This is a genomic window from Streptomyces sp. NPDC107528 (assembly GCF_055639295.1).
Map to the genome: position 1 here is coordinate 597,010 of NZ_JBVKAV010000005.1, position 19,153 is coordinate 616,162.

Below are 19,153 nucleotides of genomic sequence, written 5' to 3' on the forward strand. Positions count from 1 at the left end.
CGGTGGCATGTGGAGCACGGCCCGACCTGGTCACCGGGGCAGGCAAGCGCGGACGGGTCCGGCTCGGTGACCGCGGGCGGGGGAGTTGTCATCGTATTTCCTTGTTCTGGGTGACACGTACCCATCACCTCGACCGCAGGATAGCCCGCCCCTTGGTGCGGCTGTTCGAGCCAAGCTCCGGACGGTACGGGTGGCTAAGTCGAGGATGTGCAGCCGGGTGTCGGGCTGGCAGTGGATGCAGGCCCGCAATCCCGCGGTGAGCAGTCGGCGTGCTTCCTCGCGGCTGACGGGGCGGCGCCGGTGGCCGGCCATGTGGCAGTCGCCGGCATGGACTTCGATGGGCGGTCGCCCGTCGCCGATGCCGAGTTCGACGATCCACTCCGGCGGCGGCGGCCGGCTGTGCCGGCCGTGCTCCTGTTCTGCCTGCCGCTTGTGAAGGGCTGCGATCTTGCGGTCGATGCGCTCCACCCACAGGGCATGCCAGACCCGCAGGGTGTGCAGGCGCTCCAGGTCGGGCGGCAGGTCATCGAACACATTTTTGATTCTATGCTCATGATCCACCGTCTGCGCCCCTCGCGTGTTCGATTTTACGTTCGATAACGTGAGGGTGGAAGGTGGTGTCATGACGGCGGGCGTACCGGCACACGAGATGTCCACGGTGATGCATGTACGGTCTCCGGACCGGCTTGCAGAGGAGATGTATCTGCAGGTCCTTGAGCAGCTGGCGGAGATCTCCCCGGTCGTGCAGGCGCTGCCGCCCACGGCGGCCCTGGTGGAGCTGAAGGGTGCGCTGCGCTATCACGGCCCCGACACGCGCCGCCTGGGCGAGGTCCTGCGTGTGCGGACTCTCTCCCGCCTCGGAGTCGACGTACGCGTCGGGATCGGATCCTCGATCACGGTCGCGGCCACCGCCTCCGCCCAGGTCCGTCCCCCGGGCGGCGTCCTCGCCATCAACCCGGACCAGGCCGCCGAATGGCTGGGCACACTGCCCGTCGACGCCCTGCACGGCATCGGCCCCCGGCAAGCAGAAGTACTACGCGACTACGGCATCCACTCCGTGGGTCTGCTTGCCGCGCTCCCGCCCGCCACCATTCATCGCCTGCTCGGCGGCCGCGCCGGCCGCATCGCCGCCGACCGGGCCCGCGGCATCGACCCCCGCCCCGTCGTACCCCGCGCCCTGCCCGTCGCCGCGACCGTCCGCCACGCTTTCCCCCTGCACACCCTGGACGGCGCGGTGGTCCGGGCCGCCCTCCTCGACCTCGTGGTCCGGCTCGGGATGCAGCTACGCCGCCGCGACCAGGCAGCCCGCGCGCTGACCATCACGCTGACGTTCGCCGGGAACAGCAGCTGGACCCGGACCCGCCGTCTCACCGAGCCGTCCGCACACGACGACGACCTGCGCGCCCTCGCCTACCAGTTGATGGACGGTGCCGGCCTGCAGCGCGGACGGCTGACCGCCCTCGCCCTCAAGGGCGAGGACCTCATCTGCGCCGACCAGGTCGCCCAGCAGATCAGCCTCGACCACGGCCGCGAAGCAAGGCTGGTCGCCGAAACAGCCATCGACCGAGTCCGCGACAAGTTCGGCTCCCGCGTCATCGGCCCTGCCGCCGTGTTTCGTCGCGCCTCATGACCCGCCCCACCCATGTAGGTGAGTCGTGATCCTCAACCCGCCCGGGCTCGGGGCCGGTTCGGCACAGCGGCTGCCGCACTGGCCCTGTCTCCAGGCCGTCGACGAAGCCCTCATCGGACGGGGCGTCCCGCCCGGTCCGGTCCGCGCCGACCGCACCTACCCCCGACGCGGCGACACGATGTACCTCGTGCTCGTGTGGGGCGTCAGCTGCACCGGCGGCGTGGGCGGCCTCCGTTTCAACTGGGAGGAAGAGAGCGGCTGGTCCTACGCGCTGCTCGGGGTCAGCCCGTCCATCGCGACCCCGACCCAGCCGCTCACCGCATTGCACCGGGTATTCGCAGCGCCGGACGACGTCGCCGCGGTGGGCTGAACACCTCGTACGCAACTGGCGTACGCCCACCGGCGAGTACGGCGGAATGGGACCAGGCAACACACGCGCGGGTCACGATCGAACGGTTCCGCGTCACTGTGAAGAAGCTTGGCGGCCTCTGGACAGGCGCCGAGTGAACGGACCGCAGCCGACCGCGCCCCCCGCGGTCCTAGGCCGCGACCTTGCTGCTCACTTTCTTGGTCGCGATCTTGGACGGGGTGGACGGTGAGCCGGCGAGTCGAGGGTCCGGCGGATCTCCCACCGGAGGACGACGTCCACTCTTCGGCAAGGTGGCGCACGGGTGCAGGACGACCTGCTCGATGCCTACGCGCAGCGCACCGCGGTCAGCTGGTGACAGATCGTTCCGTGTCCGGGTCGGCTTCCTGAGTGGCGGCCCAGGTGGCGAGCAGACGCAGTCCTTCTTCGGAGGGCGAGCCGGGCTCGGCGGTGTAGATGGTGAGGGTGAGGCCGGGGACGGCGGCCATCTCCAGGCCCTCAAAGGCCAGGGAGAGGTCGCCGACGGCGTGGTGGTGGAAGTGCTTGGTGCCGGTGCCGTGGTGGCGGACGTTGTGCGCACCCCACCGGGTGCGAAAGGCGTCGCTGCGGGTGCACAGTTCCCCGACGAGATCGTGCAGGTCCTTGTCGTGGGGGTTGCGGCCGGCTTCCGCACGCACGATGGCGACGGTGACGTCGGCGAAGGCGTCCCAGTCCGGGTAGAAGCGGCGGGAGACGGGATCGAGGAAGGTGAAGCGGGCCAGGTTCTGCTGGTTGTCGGGTGTGGCGTAGACGTCGGTGTAGAAGGCGCGGAAGAGCTGGTTGGCGGCGAGGATGTCCATCCGGCCGTTGCGGACGAACGCCGGTCCGGCGGTGATCGCGTCCAGGGTCCATCGCAGGCTGCGGTGCGGTGTCCACGGCCGGGTCGCGGCACGGCGGCGGGGACGCGTGAGGGCGTCGGAGCCGTCGGCGGCCTGGGCCAGGTTCAGCAGGTGGGCGCGTTCGGCGTCGTCGAGCTGCAAGGCGCGGGCGAGGGCTTCGAGGACGGCCGGGGAGACTCCGGCGAGGTTGCCGCGCTCCAGCTTGGAGTAGTACTCGACGCTCATGTCGGCGAGTGCCGCGACCTCGCTGCGGCGCAGGCCCGGCACACGGCGGCGGGATCCGGAGGGCAGGCCCGCCTGCTCGGGGGTGATCTTCGCGCGCCGCGAGGTGAGGAACTCGCGGACCTCCTCACGGTTGTCCATGCCTTCGACGGTACGTCCCGCGCGCAGCCATAGGGATGTACTGCCAGTACACCCCTTGTCAGTGACTCGCTGCGCGCGTGAAGAGCGGGTTACCTGGAAGGCGTGGTGCTTCTCCTTCCGGCCGCGAAGGCGGAGAAGGCGGAGTTCCGCACCCGGCTCGGGCGGTCCGCCACCCGTGCTCCGGGGTCCGCACCCTGTACCCGGCACGCAAAGGAACCTCTCATGCGCGGCGCAGTGATTCACGCTCCCGGCGACATCCGCTTCGAGACTCTGGAGGACCCGAAAATCCTCAAGCCGACCGATGCGATCATCCGCACCGCGGTGACCTGTGTCTGCGGGTCGGACCTGTGGCCGTACCGCGGTGCGGAACCGACCGATCACGCCCATCCCATGGGCCACGAGTACGTGGGCTTCGTGGAGGAGGTCGGGCCTGAGGTGACCGCGGTGAAGCCGGGCCAGTTCGTCGTCGGCTCGTTCGCGACCTCCGACAACACCTGTGCGAACTGCCGCAACGGGTTCCAGTCGAGCTGTCTGAACCGCGAGTTCATGTCCACCTGTCAGGCCGACTACGTCCTCATCCCCAACGCCCAGGGCACGCTCGTCGCCACTGACGCGATTCCGGACGAACGGTTCTGGCCCGGCCTGCTCGCGGTCTCGGACGTGATGGGAACCGGCTGGTGGGCTGCGGAGGCCGCCGAGGTCAAGCCCGGCTCGACCGTTGTGGTCGTCGGTGACGGCGCGGTTGGCCTGTGCGCGGTGATCGCGGCGAAGGAGATGGGCGCGGAGCGCATCATCGCCATGTCCCGCCACGCCTCCCGGCAAGAGCTGGCCCGCGAGTTCGGTGCGACAGACATCGTCGCTGAACGCGGCGAGGCGGGTGTGGCCCCGATCAAGGAGATGACCGGCGGCATTGGCGCGGACAGCGTCCTGGAGTGCGTCGGCACTGCCCAGTCGATGCAGCAGGCCCTGCACTCCACCCGCCCTGGCGGCAACGTCGGCTTCGTCGGCGTCCCCCACGAGGTCGCCGTCGATGGGCAGGAGCTGTTCTTCTCCCACGTCGGCCTGCGCGGCGGCCCCGCGCCCGTGCGCCGCTACCTGCCCGACCTGGTCAACCGAGTTCTGACCGGCGCTATCGACCCCGGCAGGGTCTTCGACCTCACCCTGCCCCTCGACCAGGTCGCCGAGGGCTACAAGGCCATGGACGAACGCCGCGCCATCAAGACTCTCCTCACCCCCTGAACCTCCTACCGCACAGAGAGCGATCATGCAGATCACCCGCAGTTCGATCGACACCGTGAAAGGTCCGGCCGACTGGTTCACCGGCGACGTCTACATCGACGCCGTGGCCGCAGCGCCCGCCCCGTCCCGGGTCACCTCCAACCTGGTGCACTTCATGCCCGGCGCCCGCACCCACTGGCACCGCCACCCGCTGGGCCAGACCGTCTTCGTCACCGAAGGGATCGGCCTGTGCCAGCGCCGGGGTGGACCGGTGGAAGTCATCCGGCCCGGCGACCGCGTCCTGTTCGAGGCCGACGAGGAGCACTGGCACGGAGCCGCGCCGAACCGGCTGATGGTCCACGTGGCCATCAACGAGGGCGACGACGACCACGCCGTCGTGCACTGGCTGAGCCCCGTCACCGATCAGGAATACGCCGCCGCACCGGCCACCGGCTGATCCGGGACAGGTCCGTCGACCGCACTCACGCCCTGCCCCCTGACCCGCTGCGGCTGGCCGCCTTCCCACGCCTCGTATCTCTTCGCCCAAGGACTCACCATGACCACGTTCGCACTGGTCGGCGCAGGCCCCGGCCTGGGACTGGCTGTCGCCCGCCGATTCGGCAAGGCAGGCCACAGCGTCGCACTCCTCGCCCGCAACAACGATCGACTCAACGAACTGGTGGCGGCACTGGGCAGCGACGGAATCCGTGCCCGCGGCTACTCTGCCGACGTCCTCGACCCCGACTCGCTGACCTCGGCCCTGCACACAGCGGCCGATCTGGGCCCCGTGGAGATCTTGCAGTACAGCCCGGTGCCGCGGGCGGACTTCATGAAGCCGGTGCTGGAGACCAGTGCCGCCGACCTGGATGCTCCGCTGTCGTTCTCCGTGAAGGGCCCTCTCACCTGCGTGAACGCTGTTCTGCCCGGAATGCGGGAGCTCGGCAGGGGCACGCTGCTGTTCGTCAACGGCGGCAGCGCGGTCCGCCCGCACCCAGACCGGGCCGGCACTTCGATCGCGTTCGCCGCCGAGAGCGCCTATGCGGCGATGCTCCACACCGCGCTCGCGTCGGAGAACATCCACGCCGCGCAGCTCATCGTCCCCGGCGCGATCAGTTTCGACTCCGAGCGCTCAAGCCCCGAGGTCCTCGCCGAGCGGCTGCACGGCCTGCACACCGACCGCAAGGGCTTCCGCCACTACGCCGAGCCCATGCCGAAGCCGTAGGACGGCACCCTTGACTTCCCCCCTTCGCCGGGCCCTGACCGCCACCGCCACCGCCGGCCTAGTGCTGCTGTCCGCGACCGCCTGCTCCGACGACTCACCGGCCGAGCAGCCCTCCTCCACAGCCGTCTCATCGTCCGCCCCGGCGTCCGGGCAGTCGCAGACTTCGGCTTCGGCGAGCCCGTCCGGCTCGGACAGGAACACTCCGATGGACATCCGCATCACCATCGACGGCCGGCCCGTCGACGCGGCCTTGAACGACAGTCCTGCCGCCCGTGACCTTGCCTCCCTGCTCCCGCTCACCCTGGACCTGGAGGACTTCCACGGAACCGAGCGGATCGCCGACCCGCCGAGCAGGCTGACCACCGAGGACGCCCCCGAACCGCAAGCACCGAAGACCGGGGACCTCACCTACTACGCCCCCTGGGGCAACCTCGCCATCTTCTACAAGGACGGCCCCTCCGCCTCCTCCGACCTGCTGATCCTCGGCCACATCGACGCCGACGCCGACCTGCTGTCCGGAGCCGACCGGATCACCATCGAGGCTGCCTCCTGACCTCGCCCACCACCTCTCTTCGTACGGGAAGAAGTTTCCGCATGCCCTCCGCCACCGTGCCCGCCCCCGCCCGATTGCCCTTTGTCGTCTGGGTGCTCGCCGCCGGCACGTTCCTGATGGGCACCACCGAGTTCGTCATCGCCGGCCTGCTGTCCGAGATGGCCGCCGACCTGAATGTGAGTGTGTCGCACGCCGGTCTGCTGATCACCGCGTTCGCCGTCGGGATGATCGTCGGTGGGCCCACGATGGCCATGGCCACCCTGCGTCTGCCCCGGCGCCACACTCTCATCGGCGCACTGACCGTCTTCGCTCTCGGGCACGCCGTTGCCGCGCTCAGCACGTCCTTCAATGTCGTGCTCACCGCTCGGGTGGTGACCGCCCTGGCCACCGGCGCGTTCTGGGCCGTCGGCTTCGTGATCGCCACCACCGCCGCCGGGCCCGCGAGCGCCACGCGGGCGGTCGGCGTGATGATGGGCGGCCTCACGCTGGCCAACGTCGTAGGCGTGCCGATCGGCTCGTTCGTCGGCCAGTACACCGGCTGGCGCGGCCCGTTCTGGGCGCTGGCCGTCCTCGCCGCGCTGGCCGCCGCCTTCGTCGGGCGGTTCATCCCCCGTCTCGAGCGGCGGGCCGAGATCTCGGTGCGGGCCGAGGTACGGGCCCTTGGGCAGGGCCGGCTGTGGCTGGCGCTCGGCGCTGCCGTGCTGATCATGGGCGGTGTGCTGGCGACGTACACGTACATCACACCACTGCTGACCGAACGAGCGGGCATCCCGGCCGGCGCCGTGCCGCTGGTGTTGATTGCCTTCGGCGTCGGCGCGCTGGGCGGCACCGCGATCGGCGGCAGGCTCGGGGATCGCCACCCGATGGCCACGACCATCATCGCGGCGGCGGCCACCGCCCTCATCCTGCTGGCCCTGATCCCGGCCTCGAACAGCCCGGTGGCCGCCGTGGCCCTTGTCTTCGCCATGGCACTGAGCGGATTCACCGTCAACCCGGTCGTCACCTCCCTCGCCGTCCGCTTCGCCGGCGACGCGCCCACCCTCACCTCGGCGCTGACCACCTCCGCGTACAACACCGGCATCGCCGCGGGTTCGGCCCTCGCGGCCCAGGCGCTGGACTCCTCACTCGGGTTCACCGGCCCAGCCCTGACCGGCTCGGTCTTCGCCGCGCTCACCCTGCTGCCATTGATCGCCCTCGCCCTCAGCGGCACCACCCGCCCCTCCCGGATCGTCGCCCACCACACCACCGGCACCGGTGAACCGCAGCAGGCAGCCGATGCACCTGCGACGACGGCGCGCTGAACTCCACGCCCGTACACCTTTGTTGGGAGCACCCATCTTGAATCCCACCTACGACTTCTCCGGACAGGTCGCCTTCGTCACCGGCGCCGGCTCCGGCATGGGCCTGGCCACCGCCCGCGCCTTCGCCGCCTCGGGAGCCGCCGTCACGCTCGCCGACATCAACGAGGACGGCGTCAACGCCGCCGCCAAGCAACTTGCCGACGACGGCCACCAGGTACTCGCGCTGGTCTGCGACGTCACCGACGAGGACCAGGTCGCCGCCGCCGTCGACCGCACCGTGGAGACGTTCGGGCGGCTCGACATGGCCTACAACAACGCCGGGATCATGCCGCCGCACACCGACGCCGCCGAGGAGATCGCGGAGCAGTTCGACCGCGTCCAGGCCATCAACCTGCGCGGCATCTGGGCGAGCGTGAAGCACGAACTGCGCCACATGCGCGGCCAGGGCAGCGGCGCGATCGTCAACTGCTCCTCCCTCGGCGGCCTCGTCGGCAACCCCGGCCGCGCCGCCTACCACGCCACCAAGCACGGCGTGATCGGCCTGACCAAGAGCGCCGCCCTCGAATACGGCTCCCGCGGAGTCCGGATCAACGCCGTCTGCCCCGGCACGATCAGCACCCCGATGGTGGACGCCATGGTCGAAGGCGGAGAACTCGACCGCAGCCACGCCGAAGCGGGCCAGGCCATCGACCGGCTCGGTACTGCTGAAGAGATCGCCCAGGCCGTGCTGTGGCTGTGCAGCGACGGCGCCGGCTACGTCACCGGCATCGCCCTCCCCGTCGACGGCGGCTACACCGCCCAGTAACCACCCGGGCCGCTCCGACACCCACCCGCGTCCCGCTCCCGCTCTCGAACAGGCCGAACCGAACCCGCGTAAGCCTCTTGCCCGCCAAGAGGCAATGCCGCCATGCCCCGCACGGGCGCTACCGCTGTGCTGTTGACCGTTCCCACGACGCGAAGGTCTCCCCACATGCCCACCGAACCCGTCCCGCAAGAATCCGCCGCCGTACCCCCCGACCCGGAGCCGCGTACAGCGCCGACCCGGCGCACCTTCATCGCCACCGGTACCGCCGTCGGCACCGCCGTGGCCGGCGGCGTCCTCGGCACCGACCTCCTGACCAAGCCCGAAGCGGCAGCCGCCGCCTCGGCGCCCTCCAGCCGCCTCATCGTGACCGTCAATGGCACCCGCCACACGGTCACGGTCGACAACCGCACCTCCCTGCTGGACCTGCTGCGCGAGCACCTGGGCCTGACCGGCTCGAAGAAGGGCTGCGACGCGGGCGCCTGCGGGGCCTGCACCGTCCTGGTCGACGGACGTCGGCAGAACGCCTGCCTCACCCTCGCCGTACGGACCGAAGGTGCCGAGGTCACCACGATCGAGGGCCTGGCCGACGGCGACCAACTCCACCCGCTGCAACAGGCGTTCATCGACCAGGACGCCTTCCAGTGCGGTTACTGCACCCCGGGCCAGATCCTCTCCGGCGTCGCCTGCATCCAGGAGGGCCACAGCGGCTCCCGGGAGGAGATCGCCGAATGGATGAGCGGCAACATCTGCCGCTGCGGCTGCTACCCGAAGATCGTGAACGCCGTCCAGCAGGCCGCCGGAAAGAAGTGAGGACCGCCGCCCATGCATCCCTTCACCTACACCCGCGCCGCCGGCACACGTGAGGCCCTGGCCGCAGGACGGCGCGGCGGCCGGTACATCGCCGGGGGCACCACCCTGGTCGACCTGATGCGCGAAGGCGTCGAGCACCCCGACACCGTTGTCGACATCAGCACCCTGCCCCTGGACGAGATCCGGGCCACCGAGCGCGGCGGCCTCCACCTCGGGGCCCTGGTCACCATGGCCCGGGCCGCCGCCCACCCCACGGTGCGCACCCTGTTCCCGGTCATCTCCCAGGCGCTGGAGCTGAGCGCGTCCGCACAGTTGCGGAACATGGCCACCATCGGTGGGAACATCATGCAGCGCACCCGCTGTACCTACTTCCGCGACGTCACCGCCCCCTGCAACAAACGCGACCCCGGCAGCGGCTGCGCCGCCCGCGACGGATACAACCGCACCCACGCGATCCTCGGAACCTCCACAGCATGCGTGGCCACACACCCCTCGGACGCCGCCGTCGCCTTCGCCGCCCTGGGGGCGAGTGTCCACCTGCTCGGCCCCCGCAGCGAGCGCAATCTGCCCCTCGCCGACTTCCTGCTGAAGCCCGGCAGCACCCCGCAGCGCGAACAGGCCCTACAACGCGGCGAATTGATCACCCGAGTGGAGATTCCGGCGCTTCCGCGCCCGCTGGCCTCCGGCTATCTGAAGGTCCGCGACCGGCAGTCCTACGAGTTCGCCCTCACCTCAGCCGCCGTCGCCCTACATGTACGGCGCGGCGTGATCCGCGATGCCAAGGTCGCAGCCGGCGGGGTCGGCACCGTCCCTTGGCAACTGCACGCGGTCGAGGACCACCTCATCGGCGAACGGCCCTCCGCCGCCCTGTGGAAAGCCGCCGCGGAGAAGGCAGCAGACGGAGCACATCCGCTCGCCCACAACCGGTTCAAGGTCGAGCTGCTGAAGCGGACCGTCGAACGCCAACTGCGCACCGTTGGAGGACACGCATGAGCCCGCAGCCGCAGGCCGCCGTCGGCGCCCCGCTCTCGCGTGTGGATGGCCGCCTCAAAGTCACCGGCCAGGCCCGCTACGCCGCCGAACACGTCGTCGAGGGCACCGTCCACGCCGTCATCGTCGACGCGAGCATCGGCCGTGGCCGCATCACCGCCATCGACGCCCGCCAGGCCGAAGCACAGCCCGGCGTACTGCGAGTACTCCACCACCGCAATGCGCCGAACCTCCCCTACCGCGACAACGCCGCCTCGAACAACCCGCCCGGCCGGAGGTTGCGGGTCTTCCAGGACGACCGTGTCCTCTTCCACGGTCAGCCCGTCGCCGTCGTGATCGCCACCACCCTGGAGGCCGCCCAGCACGGTGCCCGCCTGGTCAAGATCGACTATTGGGCCGAGAAGCCCGACACCAGTCTGAGAGATGCCACACCCGACAGGCCCACCACTTACGCGCGTGGCGACGCCGGGGCCGCTCTGAGCAAGGCGCCGGTGCGCCTGGACCTGACCTACCGCACGGCCCGCAACCACCACAATCCGATGGAGCCGCACGCCACCATCGCCCGCTGGGAGGGCGGCCGGCACACCTGATTTCTCCCAGGAGGCTCCGCCCTTTAGGGCGGGGAGGAATGGGTTCTTGGCGCGTAGCCGCGCAGCGGCGGAGTTCTCTTCGCATCTGTTCTGGCCTGCGCTCTCTTTCGTTGTCAGTGGCGGGTGCTAGACGAGTAGTTCCGATGTGTTCAGTGATCGAACGCGATAAGCGACCGCAGGAGGGGTGCGCCGGTCTTGTGGTTGTGCCAGATGACCGAGGTTATTGCGAGTGGTTCAGGTCGCCCTCGTGGAACTCGGCGTCGGCCCCGAACTGCACTGCCCAGGCGTGCGTTTCGCGCGGCGACGCGACACCGCCCAAGGCAACGGCTGGGAGCGATGGCACCTTGGCGCGCTTCCGCAGCTCCTGCCACTGCTCGTGCCGGAGGCAGAGATAGGTTAGCCCGTCGAGCACCGCGGCCACCTCGATGTCGTGGACCTCGGCACGGGAGAGGTCGAGGCCGCGGAGCCGCGGGAAGGTGCGCAGTACGTACGGGTCGACGGGGCGCTCCGAGACGAGCGTGAGGGCGCGCAGCGTCGGGTGATTCGCCAGCGGTGCCAGGTCGACCGGTTCACTGGTGGCCGTTTCGTGGTCGGTCGGCGCCGGTTGGGGTGAGTCGAGGGTGAGCTGGAGTGCCTCGATGGGAGCCTGGCGCAAAGATGTGAGGTCGCGGTGGAGATCGCTGCCGGGGAGCGTTATCCGCTGCGTTGTGTTGCTGACGGTGGCGCGGCGCTCGCGCGGCAGGCCTGTCTCGACGCGCAGGAAGAGGTGGAGGTCCCCGCGATCCATGCCTTTTTGGTCCAGGTACTGGTCGAGCAGGGCGGGGTCGAGGGCCTTCGGGTCCAGACCGTCGAAGTCCGGGGTGTCGAGATCGTTGGTGCGGAGGGTGTAGTCGCCGCGCCGGAGCGCGTCGACGTGGTGTCGCAGCAGTGTGGTGACGGAGTCGGCGACGTAAAACGCCCCGTGGTCCCGGTCGAGACGGATGATCTGACCGGGCCGTCCTGTGGGGCCGGGGTCCAGGTCGACGGCGAGGAAGTCGCCTCCGGTGTCGGTGGCGAACCTGAACCATCCGTCGCGGTGCACCGACCGCCGCACCGTTCCCGGCGGATCGGAGTCGGGGGCTGTCTTCGATAGCGGGTCGTCCGTCCACTTCAGCGTGGGAAACCAGAAGTGAGACTGGTCAAGTGTGTGCGCCAGTGAGAACCAGGTCTGGTTCTCGAAGAGCATGCCCTCGTTGTACTCGCCGTCGGCCTCGCCGTAGAGGGCCATCAGATCGGGCGGCAGGGCGACGTCATGCTCCTGCAGAAGCCGCGTCCGTGAGGCCGTGTTCAGTGGCGGGTTCAGGTGGCCCTTGTGCCCGAGGATCTGGGTGCGCAGGCGAAGGTACTCACGGAACAGATGGACGGCCTCGTCTGGGTCGCCCGCGTACGTCGGGTCCGTGGGCCCTTCCTGCTCGTCGCCCGGCTCGGGCGGTCGGTTTTCCGGGTCGAGCACGAGAAGCAACCGGTCGGCTGTGGAGAATGTGCGTTCGGCCGCCGGGCTGGTGAAGGCCTCGAAATGGCCGGAGGCCTCGACGAGGAGTTCGATGCCGAGTCGGCCCGGTGCCACCTTGCCGAAGTAGAGCGCCCAGTACGCATCGCCGGTGACGTCTACGTCCACGCCGGCCTTGCGACCGTTGGACAGCTCGTACCAGCCGGCGTACTGGGACGACTGGGATCTGCTTCCCGCAGCGCTCACCCGCCCGCGCTGCCATCCCTCCGGTGCGGTCCCGGCCACCTTGTGCGCAAGGCGTTCGAGAAGCTGGGCAAGACTGATCTGCCGTCGACGTGTCATGTGAGGATTTATAACAGCAGCTGATGACAACCGAGTTCAGGCTCTGGACGAGTATTTCCGAGAGGACGTCTGAGATCGTTGTGTGTGACGAACGAGCACTTGGACGCCCTCATCACCGAACTGTATGTGAAGATCGATGACGTGATCGGAGGGAACCGATGGCTGGGCAGGCCACCGGTGTTGAGTGACTCCGAGTTGGTGTGTCTGGCGGTCGCCCAGGCCCTGCTGGGCTTCTCTTCGGAGGCGCGCTGGCTGCGCTTCGCCCGCAACAATCTGGGGCCGATGTTCCCGTACCTGCCAAAGCGGCCGGGGTATAACAAGCGGCTGCGGGCTGCGTTGCCGCTGCTCAAGAAGGCGATACGTCTGCTCGCGACGGACACCGACTCCTGGTTCGACAACCATTGGATCGTCGACTCCACGCCGGTTCCGTGCGGGATGTCTCGGCCGACGGTGAAGCGGTCGGAGCTGGCCGGCTGGGCCGAGTACGGGTACTGCGCCTCGCACTCGCGGTTCTTCTGGGGCCTGCGGTTGTTCCTGGTCTGCACCCCGACGGGCATGCCGATCGCCTGGGCCCTGGCCAACCCGAAGATCGACGAGCGGGAGGTTTTGGCCGCGATGTTGGACCGAGAACCGCACCTGGCCGTCGACCGGCCCAGCCTGCTGCTGATCGCCGACAAGGGGTTCGCCTCCAAAGAGTTCGAGACCGATCTCGTCTTCCGGGGCGTCGAGTTGCTCCGGCCGTCCTTCAAGCGGGAGAAGCGCCGCGCTGGCGAGTCCCTGCTGAAGTCGGTACGACAGCTGATCGAGTCAGTCAACGACACCCTCAAAGGCCAGCTCGACCTGGAACAGCACGGCGGACGCACTTTCGAGGGCGTCGCCGTCCGTGTCGCCCAACGCATCCTCGCGATGGCCTCGGCCATCTGGCACAACCACAAGACCGGCGCACCCGTCCTGCGGTCGCTTACCGCATTCGATCACTGAACACATCGGAACTACTCGTCTAGGTTCTGGATCATGACGGTGACACCGCTAGCCGATGGGGCCGGGCACGCCCGGTATACGTACCGGCTTCGTGTGTCGTCCACCGCGCTGGCCGAACTCGAGGACGAGTGGGCGCGGTGTCGATGGGTGTGGAATGAATGCGTGGCGATGTCCCGCAAGGTCCACGGTCTGAACCGGGACGCGGCGGAGAAGATCACGTGTGGTCCGGCGCAGCTCGACAGGATGCTGACCGAGGCGCGGCGGGCGATGACGTGGCTGCGCGAAGGGGCAAGTGTCCCGCAGCAGCAGATCATCCGGGACTTCGCGAAGTCCCGGGCGAAGGCTTTGAAGGACATCAAGGCGAAGCTGCCGATGCGGCAGCGGGCCGGGATGCCCCGCATCAAGCGCAAGCGGGATGCACTGCCGACGCTGAACTACACCATCCGCGGATTCCGCCTGAAGGATGGCCGTCTGTATCTGGCCGGCGGAATCGTGCTCACGGTGGTGTGGTCTCGGGATCTGCCGTCTTTGCCGTCGAGCGTGCGGGTGTACCGGGACAGCCTCGGCCACTGGTACGCGTCGTTTGTCGTCGCCATCGAGACCGAGCCGTTGCCCGCCACGGGCCGCGTGATCGGCATCGACTGGGGCGTGAAAAAGACCGCCACCACCACGTCCGACACCCACGACCTGGCGCACGCGCAGCACGGGAAGACGGCCGCGCAGAAGCTGGCCCGCTACCAGCGGCAGGTGGCCCGGCGCCGAACCCCCAAGAACCGGCCCGACACCGCCGGATACCGCAAGGCCCGCAAGGCGGCGGCGAAGGTGTCGAAGAAGATCGCGCGGCAGCGGCAGGACACCGGCCGCAAGTGGGCCAAGACCGTAGCCAGCGACTTCGACCACCTCGCGGTGGAAGACTTCCGGCCCCGCTTCCTTTCGAAGTCGACCATGGCCCGCAAGGCCGCTGACGCTGCGATCAGCGACAAAGACCGCGCTGGTCGAGATGGCCCGCAAGCACGGCCGCACCGTCCACCTTGTCGACCCCGCGCACACCACCATGGACTGCGCACAGTGCGGAGCGAGAGCCAAGCACGCACTGCCCCTTTCTGAACGAACGTATACGTGCACTGCCTGCGGGGCCGTCTCCCCGAGAGACAAGAACTCCGCACGCGTGATGCTCGTCCGGGCTGGTCTCAACCCGGCTAGTGCTGATCTTGTAAGCGCTGCCCCCTGCTAGGGGTCAGCCGAAGTGAGCTAGGAATCCCCGCCCTTCAGGGCCGGGAGGATGTCAATGTCTGGGACAAGACCCACCAGTGGGTGGTGGGAACCCAGACCGATTTGGCCGCCAGCTTCGACCTGCCACTGGACTCGGTGCGCGTCATCTCCCCGTTCGTCGGCGGCGCGTTCGGCACCGGACTGCGCTGCTGGCCCCACACCACCATCGCCGCCCTCGCCGCCCGGATGGTCAAGCGCCCCGTGACGCTGGTCCTCAGCCGCCGCCAGATGTACTTCGGCAACGGATTCCGCATCCGCCCGCCTCCCGCGACGGAGAACCCCATCGACGGGTGCCACCGCCGCTCTCCTCAGCCGCAGCACGGCCCGCCTCACGGTCTGCGTACCCCGTGAACCCCCTTGACTACGAGACTGCTTCTCGGCGAGCGAGAGGTGCGTCAGGGCAGAGGTACGGAGCGATTTCGTCACGGTACATGGCGCGGATGCTCGGACATGTCGCCCTTCTCCGAGGGACGTGAAATCGCCGATGGCGGGCATTCGGATGTTCCCCGAGAAGGAGGATGCCATGAGCGTGACCGACCAGACGCTGGCCGACGAGCCGCAGCCCGCCTGCCCCTCTTGTCGCAAGGCGGGAGGACATAGAACCCCGGAACCGCAGGAACCGGAACGGGAACGTCTGAATCGCCGGTGGAACGAGATCCTGCAGGAGACGAGGGTCGCGCAGACCGGCGTGCAGATCCTCTTCGGTTTTCTGCTGAGCGTGGCGTTCACTGCGCACTTCCACCAGTTGGAAACCTTCGATCACGTGGTCTACGTGATCACTGTGATACTCGGGGCCTCCGCTACTGGGGCGTTGATTGCGCCGGTGTCCATACACCGGCTGCTGTCCGGACAGCGCATGAAGGACCACATCGTCAGGGTTGCGGGCAGGCTGATGGTGTTCGGAATGGTGCTTCTCGCGTTGACGATCGGCGGCACGCTTCTGCTTCTCCTCCATGTCGTCGTGCCGAGCCTTCTCGCCGAATTGCTGGTCGGCGGGGTCATGTTGTGGTTCGCCTTGTGCTGGTACGGATTGCCGGTCTGGCTTCGCCGACGCAACGCACGCGGCGACCAGGCATGAAAGCACGGCGAGTTCGGTAGTTCCGCCCGTGGAGTACGCGGGTACCCGGCATGGACATCTGCTCGTCAGCGGCATCGGCGCCTTCGCCCCTGCCGTCGTGCATGGCCTCGTGTGCTGAGGGCAAACGACAGACCCGTCTCACGTTCAGGAGTTGCATGATGATGATCGTCGGAATCGTCGCGCTGTGCGTCGTTCTCGCCCTTCTCGCTTTCCTTCTACCTCGCCTGTCTCACCATCCGCAACGCGGCACCCAGCGCACACTCGGCGCCGGAGCACGGGCCGGTGGGAAGGCCCCCGGCTTCCTGGGGCGCGTTCTCAGTAAGCCTTTCCGCAGCAGTTCCAAGGCTGCCGGCCGCAGCGGTTCGGCTGGTCGACGGGCCCGCGGCCGCATGCCGTTCTGACCGGTGCATGTTTCCTCGTGAGCGTCAGAGGCTCAATGCGCCTCGCCGTTGTAGTACCAGGACGCGTGCAACGCGCCGATCGAGGTGAACATGTCCCTCGTGCCTTCGACGCCGGCAGTGCGGCCGCCTTGCAGCCTTGCCGCTGCTTCGGAACACCTGGATGGTCAGCCGTGCGGGTGGCCCGCCGGTCAGGGTGGACAGGGTCCACTGGGCCTGACGGCTTCGGGCCACCGCTTGCGGGCCGCCTGCCGGTGTGTTCCCACCTCCATCCGTACGAGCCGGCATAGATGCAGGGTGAGGGGGTAGACGCGGGTCGGCGCCGGTCGCATACGGCGGGCAACGGCGGTTGGTCTTGTTGGTGGGAGGGATTTGTCATGGCGCTCATGAGCGCGGAGGCGACGGACACGCAGGCGTGCGAGTTGCCAGAGGTTGCCGCTCCTTCCCGGGTGGCGCCGAAGGACGCACGCGAGCTGTCCAGGATGTTCTTCGATCAGCTGGCGGTGTTGGAGGAGGGCTCGCGCGAGTACAGCTATGCGCGGAACACATTGATCGAGATGAACATGTCCTTGGTCCGTTTCGCGGCCGGGCGGTTCCGCAGCCGTGGGCCTGAGGAGATGGAGGACATCGTTCAGGTTGGCATGATCGGTCTGATCAAGGCCATCGACCGGTTTGAGCTGACCCGTGAGGTCGAGTTCACCTCATTCGCCATCCCCTACATCGTGGGGGAGATCAAGCGGTTCTTCCGTGACACCACCTGGGCCGTGCACGTCCCTCGCCGACTTCAAGAGGCCCGCGTCCAACTGGCCCGCGCCACCGAGGAACTCCGCAGCCGCCTGGGCCGCACGCCGACAGTCAAGGAACTGTCGGAGCTGATGAGCCTGCCCGAGGACGAGGTCATCGAGGCCCGCCTGGCCGCCAACGGCTACAACTCCTCCTCCCTGGACGCTGCGGTCACCTCCAGCGACGACGGCGAGAGCGTCCTGCAGGACTTCATCGGTACTGAGGACCAGGCGCTTGAGCTGGTGGAGGACTTCCACGCCCTGGCTCCGCTGATCGCCGAACTGGAAGAGCGGGACCGGCAGATCATCCACCTGCGGTTCGTGGAGGAACTCACCCAGGCCCAGATCGGCGAGCGCCTGGGCGTCTCGCAGATGCACGTCTCCCGGCTGCTGTCGCGCACCCTCGCCCGGTTGCGGGAAGGCATGCTCGTCAACAACTGAGAGGACGCCCCGGGCAGGGCGGGCACGCCGACGCCGGTCGACGGACCGGCGATTCCTGAATGGCGGACAGGCGAAGCGCTCCTGCTACCTCAAACGCCCCTAATTGGCGGGCTTGCGCAGGTAAAGATGAGCGGCGACTTGCTTGCCGGTATCCAGGGCGACGGTGTGCAGCCGGTCGCACAGCCGGGTAACCAGGCGCAGGCCGTGCCCGCCGACGCGGCGGGCGTCGTGTGTCAGCAGTTCGGGCGGGCGCGGGGACGTGTCGCGCACGGTGATGCGAAGCAAGGCGGAGTCGGGTGTCACTTCGAGCACCAGGCTTCCCGGGCCCGGTGCGTGGCGCAGCGCATTGGTGACCAGTTCAGTGACGATGAGTTGTGCGTCCTGGCCAGACCGGCGGTCGGGGTCGTAGCCGGCCCTGGCCAGCAGCGCGCGTACGGCCGCGCGGGCTTGGGCGAGCGATGTGTCCGTGTGCCAGGTGGTGCTCCGTCGCAGGGGCGCCGCAGGGTCTCGTTCGTACGATGATCGATTATCCAGCGGTGTGACCATAAGACTCTTCCCGTGGGTTGTTCCTTGTCGTTTACGTCGAGGTTGTCGTTATCGCGCAATTGCGTGTACCCGCTGTCGCCTTGTTCATGATGCTTCCGGTTGCACGGCGCGATGCTGACTCGGACTTCGAACTTGCCGGCCGCGGCAGTCTGAGTCATCAAGCGGATCAGACCGCACCTGTGCGCACCAGGCGGTCAGAGCGCGAGCAAGAAGCGGTTGCTTGCTGAATTGAGAAGGGTCTCCCGGATTGTTTGCGGGAAGGCCCTTCTGCCGGGGGAGGAGGGTACGTTGGTGCTTGAAGGCGTCCTTGGCCTTTTCCTTTGCCTCACGGGCGTCACCCGTGCTCTTTTCTGCCTGTCCCTCGGCGGCCATGCGGTCGTTGCCGGTGGGGCTTCCAGGGCGTCCTTGGTCTTGCCCTCGCCTGCTCGGTCTTCGCCCTGGCCTTCTCGCCGACAGTCATGGAACATGCCTCCTCGTAGCGTTTGGTGTCGCTGTCGCGGAGAACCCACTCGTTCCCCCGCTTTCCCTTCACAAACAAGGCGTTACGCGGGAATGAGTGGTTGATGTCCGGGCAGTCGGAGGGCAGGAGGTTGATAACTATGGTTCCCCTGCTTCTTGTTCTGCTTCTCGCGGTAATTCTTTTCGGCGCCGGATTCGCCGTCAAGATCCTCTGGTGGGTAGCCATCGCCGTCCTGGTGGTGTGGCTGCTCGGCTTCGTCATGCGCTCCACCAGCGCCGGCGGTGGCCGCGGCCGCTGGTATCGATGGTGATCCGAACTTCGAGCGCACCCTTCGTAGGGCCTGGCCGTCATGACGGCCAGGCCCTACGTTCGCTCAGCCCCGGACGAAGGCGCAAAGACGGACTTAGGGTGTGACGGTTGCGGGCCGGTCACGCGCGAAAGAACCCGCGCATCGGTGACGCTCTTGCCGCGGGAACGGCGATAGGCCCGCCAGTAATCGGCGCGCGCGCCCATCCCAGCTCTCAGCGATGAGTCATTCATCACTCTCCCCGGGCCAGCCAGACGGGTCGGTGTCCCATCTGTCCCAAAGCGCCAGGTTCAAGGCGTGCACGGCGGAGCCAGGCGGGCTGCCTGCTTC

General features: G+C 68.4%; 19 protein-coding genes and 4 pseudogenes. 18 read left to right on the forward strand and 5 right to left on the reverse strand.

What is annotated here, in order from left to right:
- Positions 1 to 30: 30 nt before the first annotated feature.
- Complete coding sequence (locus tag ACZ7L5_RS19620) at positions 31 to 624, reverse strand: DUF6233 domain-containing protein (RefSeq protein WP_471518078.1); 594 nt, start codon at positions 622 to 624, stop codon at positions 31 to 33.
- Here ACZ7L5_RS19620 and ACZ7L5_RS19625 point away from each other — a divergent pair.
- Both ACZ7L5_RS19625 and ACZ7L5_RS19630 read left to right on the forward strand, forming a co-directional pair.
- Positions 623 to 1,630, forward strand: coding sequence for a DNA polymerase Y family protein (locus tag ACZ7L5_RS19625; protein WP_471518079.1), 1,008 nt, complete (start codon positions 623 to 625; stop codon positions 1,628 to 1,630). The genes ACZ7L5_RS19620 and ACZ7L5_RS19625 overlap by 2 nt on opposite strands.
- Before the next feature lie 25 nt (positions 1,631 to 1,655).
- Positions 1,656 to 2,000: a hypothetical protein gene (locus tag ACZ7L5_RS19630; protein WP_471518080.1), complete on the forward strand. Its 345-nt coding sequence runs from the start codon at positions 1,656 to 1,658 to the stop codon at positions 1,998 to 2,000.
- 344 nt (positions 2,001 to 2,344) lie between these two features.
- Here ACZ7L5_RS19630 and ACZ7L5_RS19635 read toward each other — a convergent pair whose 3' ends face one another.
- Positions 2,345 to 3,238 carry a helix-turn-helix transcriptional regulator gene (locus tag ACZ7L5_RS19635; RefSeq protein WP_471518081.1) on the reverse strand — a complete coding sequence of 298 codons (894 nt, stop codon included), beginning with the start codon at positions 3,236 to 3,238 and terminating at the stop codon, positions 2,345 to 2,347.
- Positions 3,239 to 3,460: 222 nt separating this feature from the next.
- On the opposite strand from ACZ7L5_RS19635, the gene ACZ7L5_RS19640 reads away from it, so the two are divergent.
- The 9 genes and pseudogenes from ACZ7L5_RS19640 to ACZ7L5_RS19680 form a co-directional block, all read left to right on the forward strand.
- Complete coding sequence (locus ACZ7L5_RS19640; RefSeq protein WP_471518082.1) at positions 3,461 to 4,477, forward strand: zinc-dependent alcohol dehydrogenase family protein; 1,017 nt, start codon at positions 3,461 to 3,463, stop codon at positions 4,475 to 4,477.
- Positions 4,478 to 4,502: 25 nt separating this feature from the next.
- Positions 4,503 to 4,913 carry a (R)-mandelonitrile lyase gene (locus tag ACZ7L5_RS19645; RefSeq protein WP_471518083.1) on the forward strand — a complete coding sequence of 137 codons (411 nt, stop codon included), beginning with the start codon at positions 4,503 to 4,505 and terminating at the stop codon, positions 4,911 to 4,913.
- A 99-nt stretch (positions 4,914 to 5,012) separates the two neighbouring features.
- The gene (locus ACZ7L5_RS19650; protein WP_471518084.1) at positions 5,013 to 5,678 is read left to right on the forward strand and encodes an SDR family oxidoreductase; all 666 of its coding nucleotides are present in this window, start codon (positions 5,013 to 5,015) and stop codon (positions 5,676 to 5,678) included.
- Positions 5,679 to 5,688: 10 nt separating this feature from the next.
- Positions 5,689 to 6,231, forward strand: a complete 543-nt coding sequence (locus ACZ7L5_RS19655; RefSeq protein ID WP_471518085.1) for a cyclophilin-like fold protein — start codon at positions 5,689 to 5,691, stop codon at positions 6,229 to 6,231.
- Between the two features lie 41 nt (positions 6,232 to 6,272).
- The gene (locus ACZ7L5_RS19660) at positions 6,273 to 7,532 is read left to right on the forward strand and encodes an MFS transporter (protein ID WP_471518086.1); all 1,260 of its coding nucleotides are present in this window, start codon (positions 6,273 to 6,275) and stop codon (positions 7,530 to 7,532) included.
- A 37-nt stretch (positions 7,533 to 7,569) separates the two neighbouring features.
- Positions 7,570 to 8,337, forward strand: a complete 768-nt coding sequence (locus ACZ7L5_RS19665) for an SDR family NAD(P)-dependent oxidoreductase (protein ID WP_471518087.1) — start codon at positions 7,570 to 7,572, stop codon at positions 8,335 to 8,337.
- A 165-nt stretch (positions 8,338 to 8,502) separates the two neighbouring features.
- Complete coding sequence (locus ACZ7L5_RS19670) at positions 8,503 to 9,147, forward strand: (2Fe-2S)-binding protein (RefSeq protein WP_471518088.1); 645 nt, start codon at positions 8,503 to 8,505, stop codon at positions 9,145 to 9,147.
- Between the two features lie 12 nt (positions 9,148 to 9,159).
- Positions 9,160 to 10,140, forward strand: coding sequence for an FAD binding domain-containing protein (locus ACZ7L5_RS19675; protein WP_471518089.1), 981 nt, complete (start codon positions 9,160 to 9,162; stop codon positions 10,138 to 10,140).
- A pseudogene (locus ACZ7L5_RS19680) lies at positions 10,137 to 10,724 on the forward strand (molybdopterin cofactor-binding domain-containing protein); the annotation flags it as partial. The gene ACZ7L5_RS19675 and the pseudogene ACZ7L5_RS19680, both read left to right, overlap by 4 nt.
- Positions 10,725 to 10,947: 223 nt before the next feature.
- Here ACZ7L5_RS19680 and ACZ7L5_RS19685 read toward each other — a convergent pair.
- Positions 10,948 to 12,558, reverse strand: coding sequence for an SMI1/KNR4 family protein (locus tag ACZ7L5_RS19685; protein WP_471518090.1), 1,611 nt, complete (start codon positions 12,556 to 12,558; stop codon positions 10,948 to 10,950).
- Positions 12,559 to 12,642: 84 nt separating this feature from the next.
- Here ACZ7L5_RS19685 and ACZ7L5_RS19690 point away from each other — a divergent pair, with 84 nt between their 5' ends.
- The 6 genes and pseudogenes from ACZ7L5_RS19690 (at position 12,643) to ACZ7L5_RS19715 (ending at position 17,510) form a co-directional block, all read left to right on the forward strand.
- The gene (locus ACZ7L5_RS19690) at positions 12,643 to 13,539 is read left to right on the forward strand and encodes an IS982 family transposase (RefSeq protein ID WP_471518091.1); all 897 of its coding nucleotides are present in this window, start codon (positions 12,643 to 12,645) and stop codon (positions 13,537 to 13,539) included.
- A 33-nt stretch (positions 13,540 to 13,572) separates the two neighbouring features.
- Positions 13,573 to 14,773: pseudogene (locus ACZ7L5_RS19695) on the forward strand (RNA-guided endonuclease InsQ/TnpB family protein).
- Positions 14,767 to 15,063, forward strand: a pseudogene (locus ACZ7L5_RS19700) (molybdopterin cofactor-binding domain-containing protein); the annotation flags it as partial. The pseudogenes ACZ7L5_RS19695 and ACZ7L5_RS19700, both read left to right, overlap by 7 nt.
- Positions 15,064 to 15,334: 271 nt before the next feature.
- Complete coding sequence (locus tag ACZ7L5_RS19705) at positions 15,335 to 15,889, forward strand: DUF6328 family protein (protein ID WP_471518092.1); 555 nt, start codon at positions 15,335 to 15,337, stop codon at positions 15,887 to 15,889.
- Positions 15,890 to 16,047: 158 nt separating this feature from the next.
- On the forward strand, positions 16,048 to 16,290 hold the full coding sequence (locus tag ACZ7L5_RS19710; protein ID WP_328876903.1) for a DUF6411 family protein: 243 nt from the start codon (positions 16,048 to 16,050) through the stop codon (positions 16,288 to 16,290).
- A gap of 374 nt (positions 16,291 to 16,664) precedes the next feature.
- Positions 16,665 to 17,510: an RNA polymerase sigma factor SigF gene (locus tag ACZ7L5_RS19715; RefSeq protein WP_471518093.1), complete on the forward strand. Its 846-nt coding sequence runs from the start codon at positions 16,665 to 16,667 to the stop codon at positions 17,508 to 17,510.
- 99 nt (positions 17,511 to 17,609) lie between these two features.
- Here the strand turns inward: ACZ7L5_RS19715 and ACZ7L5_RS19720 are convergent, their stop codons facing one another.
- Together ACZ7L5_RS19720 and ACZ7L5_RS19725 are read right to left on the reverse strand one after the other, a co-directional pair.
- Positions 17,610 to 18,056 (reverse strand): ATP-binding protein, encoded by a 447-nt coding sequence (locus ACZ7L5_RS19720; protein WP_471518094.1) that lies wholly within the window; start codon positions 18,054 to 18,056, stop codon positions 17,610 to 17,612.
- 291 nt (positions 18,057 to 18,347) lie between these two features.
- Positions 18,348 to 18,516 (reverse strand): annotated as a pseudogene (locus ACZ7L5_RS19725) (CsbD family protein); the annotation flags it as partial.
- Positions 18,517 to 18,655: 139 nt separating this feature from the next.
- Here ACZ7L5_RS19725 and ACZ7L5_RS19730 point away from each other — a divergent pair.
- On the forward strand, positions 18,656 to 18,826 hold the full coding sequence (locus ACZ7L5_RS19730) for a hydrophobic protein (protein WP_471518095.1): 171 nt from the start codon (positions 18,656 to 18,658) through the stop codon (positions 18,824 to 18,826).
- Positions 18,827 to 19,153 lie beyond the last annotated feature (327 nt).

What these genes read in the sequence shown, in the direction of transcription:
- ACZ7L5_RS19625 (WP_471518079.1), top strand. Translation starts at nt 623, where the DNA reads ATGACGGCGGGCGTACCGGCACACGAGATGTCCACGGTGATGCATGTA.
- ACZ7L5_RS19620 (WP_471518078.1), bottom strand. Translation starts at nt 624, where the DNA reads ATGACACCACCTTCCACCCTCACGTTATCGAACGTAAAATCGAACACG.
- ACZ7L5_RS19635 (WP_471518081.1), bottom strand. Translation starts at nt 3,238, where the DNA reads ATGGACAACCGTGAGGAGGTCCGCGAGTTCCTCACCTCGCGGCGCGCG.
- ACZ7L5_RS19640 (WP_471518082.1), top strand. Translation starts at nt 3,461, where the DNA reads ATGCGCGGCGCAGTGATTCACGCTCCCGGCGACATCCGCTTCGAGACT.
- ACZ7L5_RS19645 (WP_471518083.1), top strand. Translation starts at nt 4,503, where the DNA reads ATGCAGATCACCCGCAGTTCGATCGACACCGTGAAAGGTCCGGCCGAC.
- ACZ7L5_RS19650 (WP_471518084.1), top strand. Translation starts at nt 5,013, where the DNA reads ATGACCACGTTCGCACTGGTCGGCGCAGGCCCCGGCCTGGGACTGGCT.
- ACZ7L5_RS19660 (WP_471518086.1), top strand. Translation starts at nt 6,273, where the DNA reads ATGCCCTCCGCCACCGTGCCCGCCCCCGCCCGATTGCCCTTTGTCGTC.
- ACZ7L5_RS19670 (WP_471518088.1), top strand. Translation starts at nt 8,503, where the DNA reads ATGCCCACCGAACCCGTCCCGCAAGAATCCGCCGCCGTACCCCCCGAC.
- ACZ7L5_RS19675 (WP_471518089.1), top strand. Translation starts at nt 9,160, where the DNA reads ATGCATCCCTTCACCTACACCCGCGCCGCCGGCACACGTGAGGCCCTG.
- ACZ7L5_RS19685 (WP_471518090.1), bottom strand. Translation starts at nt 12,558, where the DNA reads ATGACACGTCGACGGCAGATCAGTCTTGCCCAGCTTCTCGAACGCCTT.
- ACZ7L5_RS19705 (WP_471518092.1), top strand. Translation starts at nt 15,335, where the DNA reads ATGAGCGTGACCGACCAGACGCTGGCCGACGAGCCGCAGCCCGCCTGC.
- ACZ7L5_RS19710 (WP_328876903.1), top strand. Translation starts at nt 16,048, where the DNA reads ATGATGATCGTCGGAATCGTCGCGCTGTGCGTCGTTCTCGCCCTTCTC.
- ACZ7L5_RS19715 (WP_471518093.1), top strand. Translation starts at nt 16,665, where the DNA reads ATGGCGCTCATGAGCGCGGAGGCGACGGACACGCAGGCGTGCGAGTTG.
- ACZ7L5_RS19720 (WP_471518094.1), bottom strand. Translation starts at nt 18,056, where the DNA reads ATGGTCACACCGCTGGATAATCGATCATCGTACGAACGAGACCCTGCG.
- ACZ7L5_RS19730 (WP_471518095.1), top strand. Translation starts at nt 18,656, where the DNA reads ATGGTTCCCCTGCTTCTTGTTCTGCTTCTCGCGGTAATTCTTTTCGGC.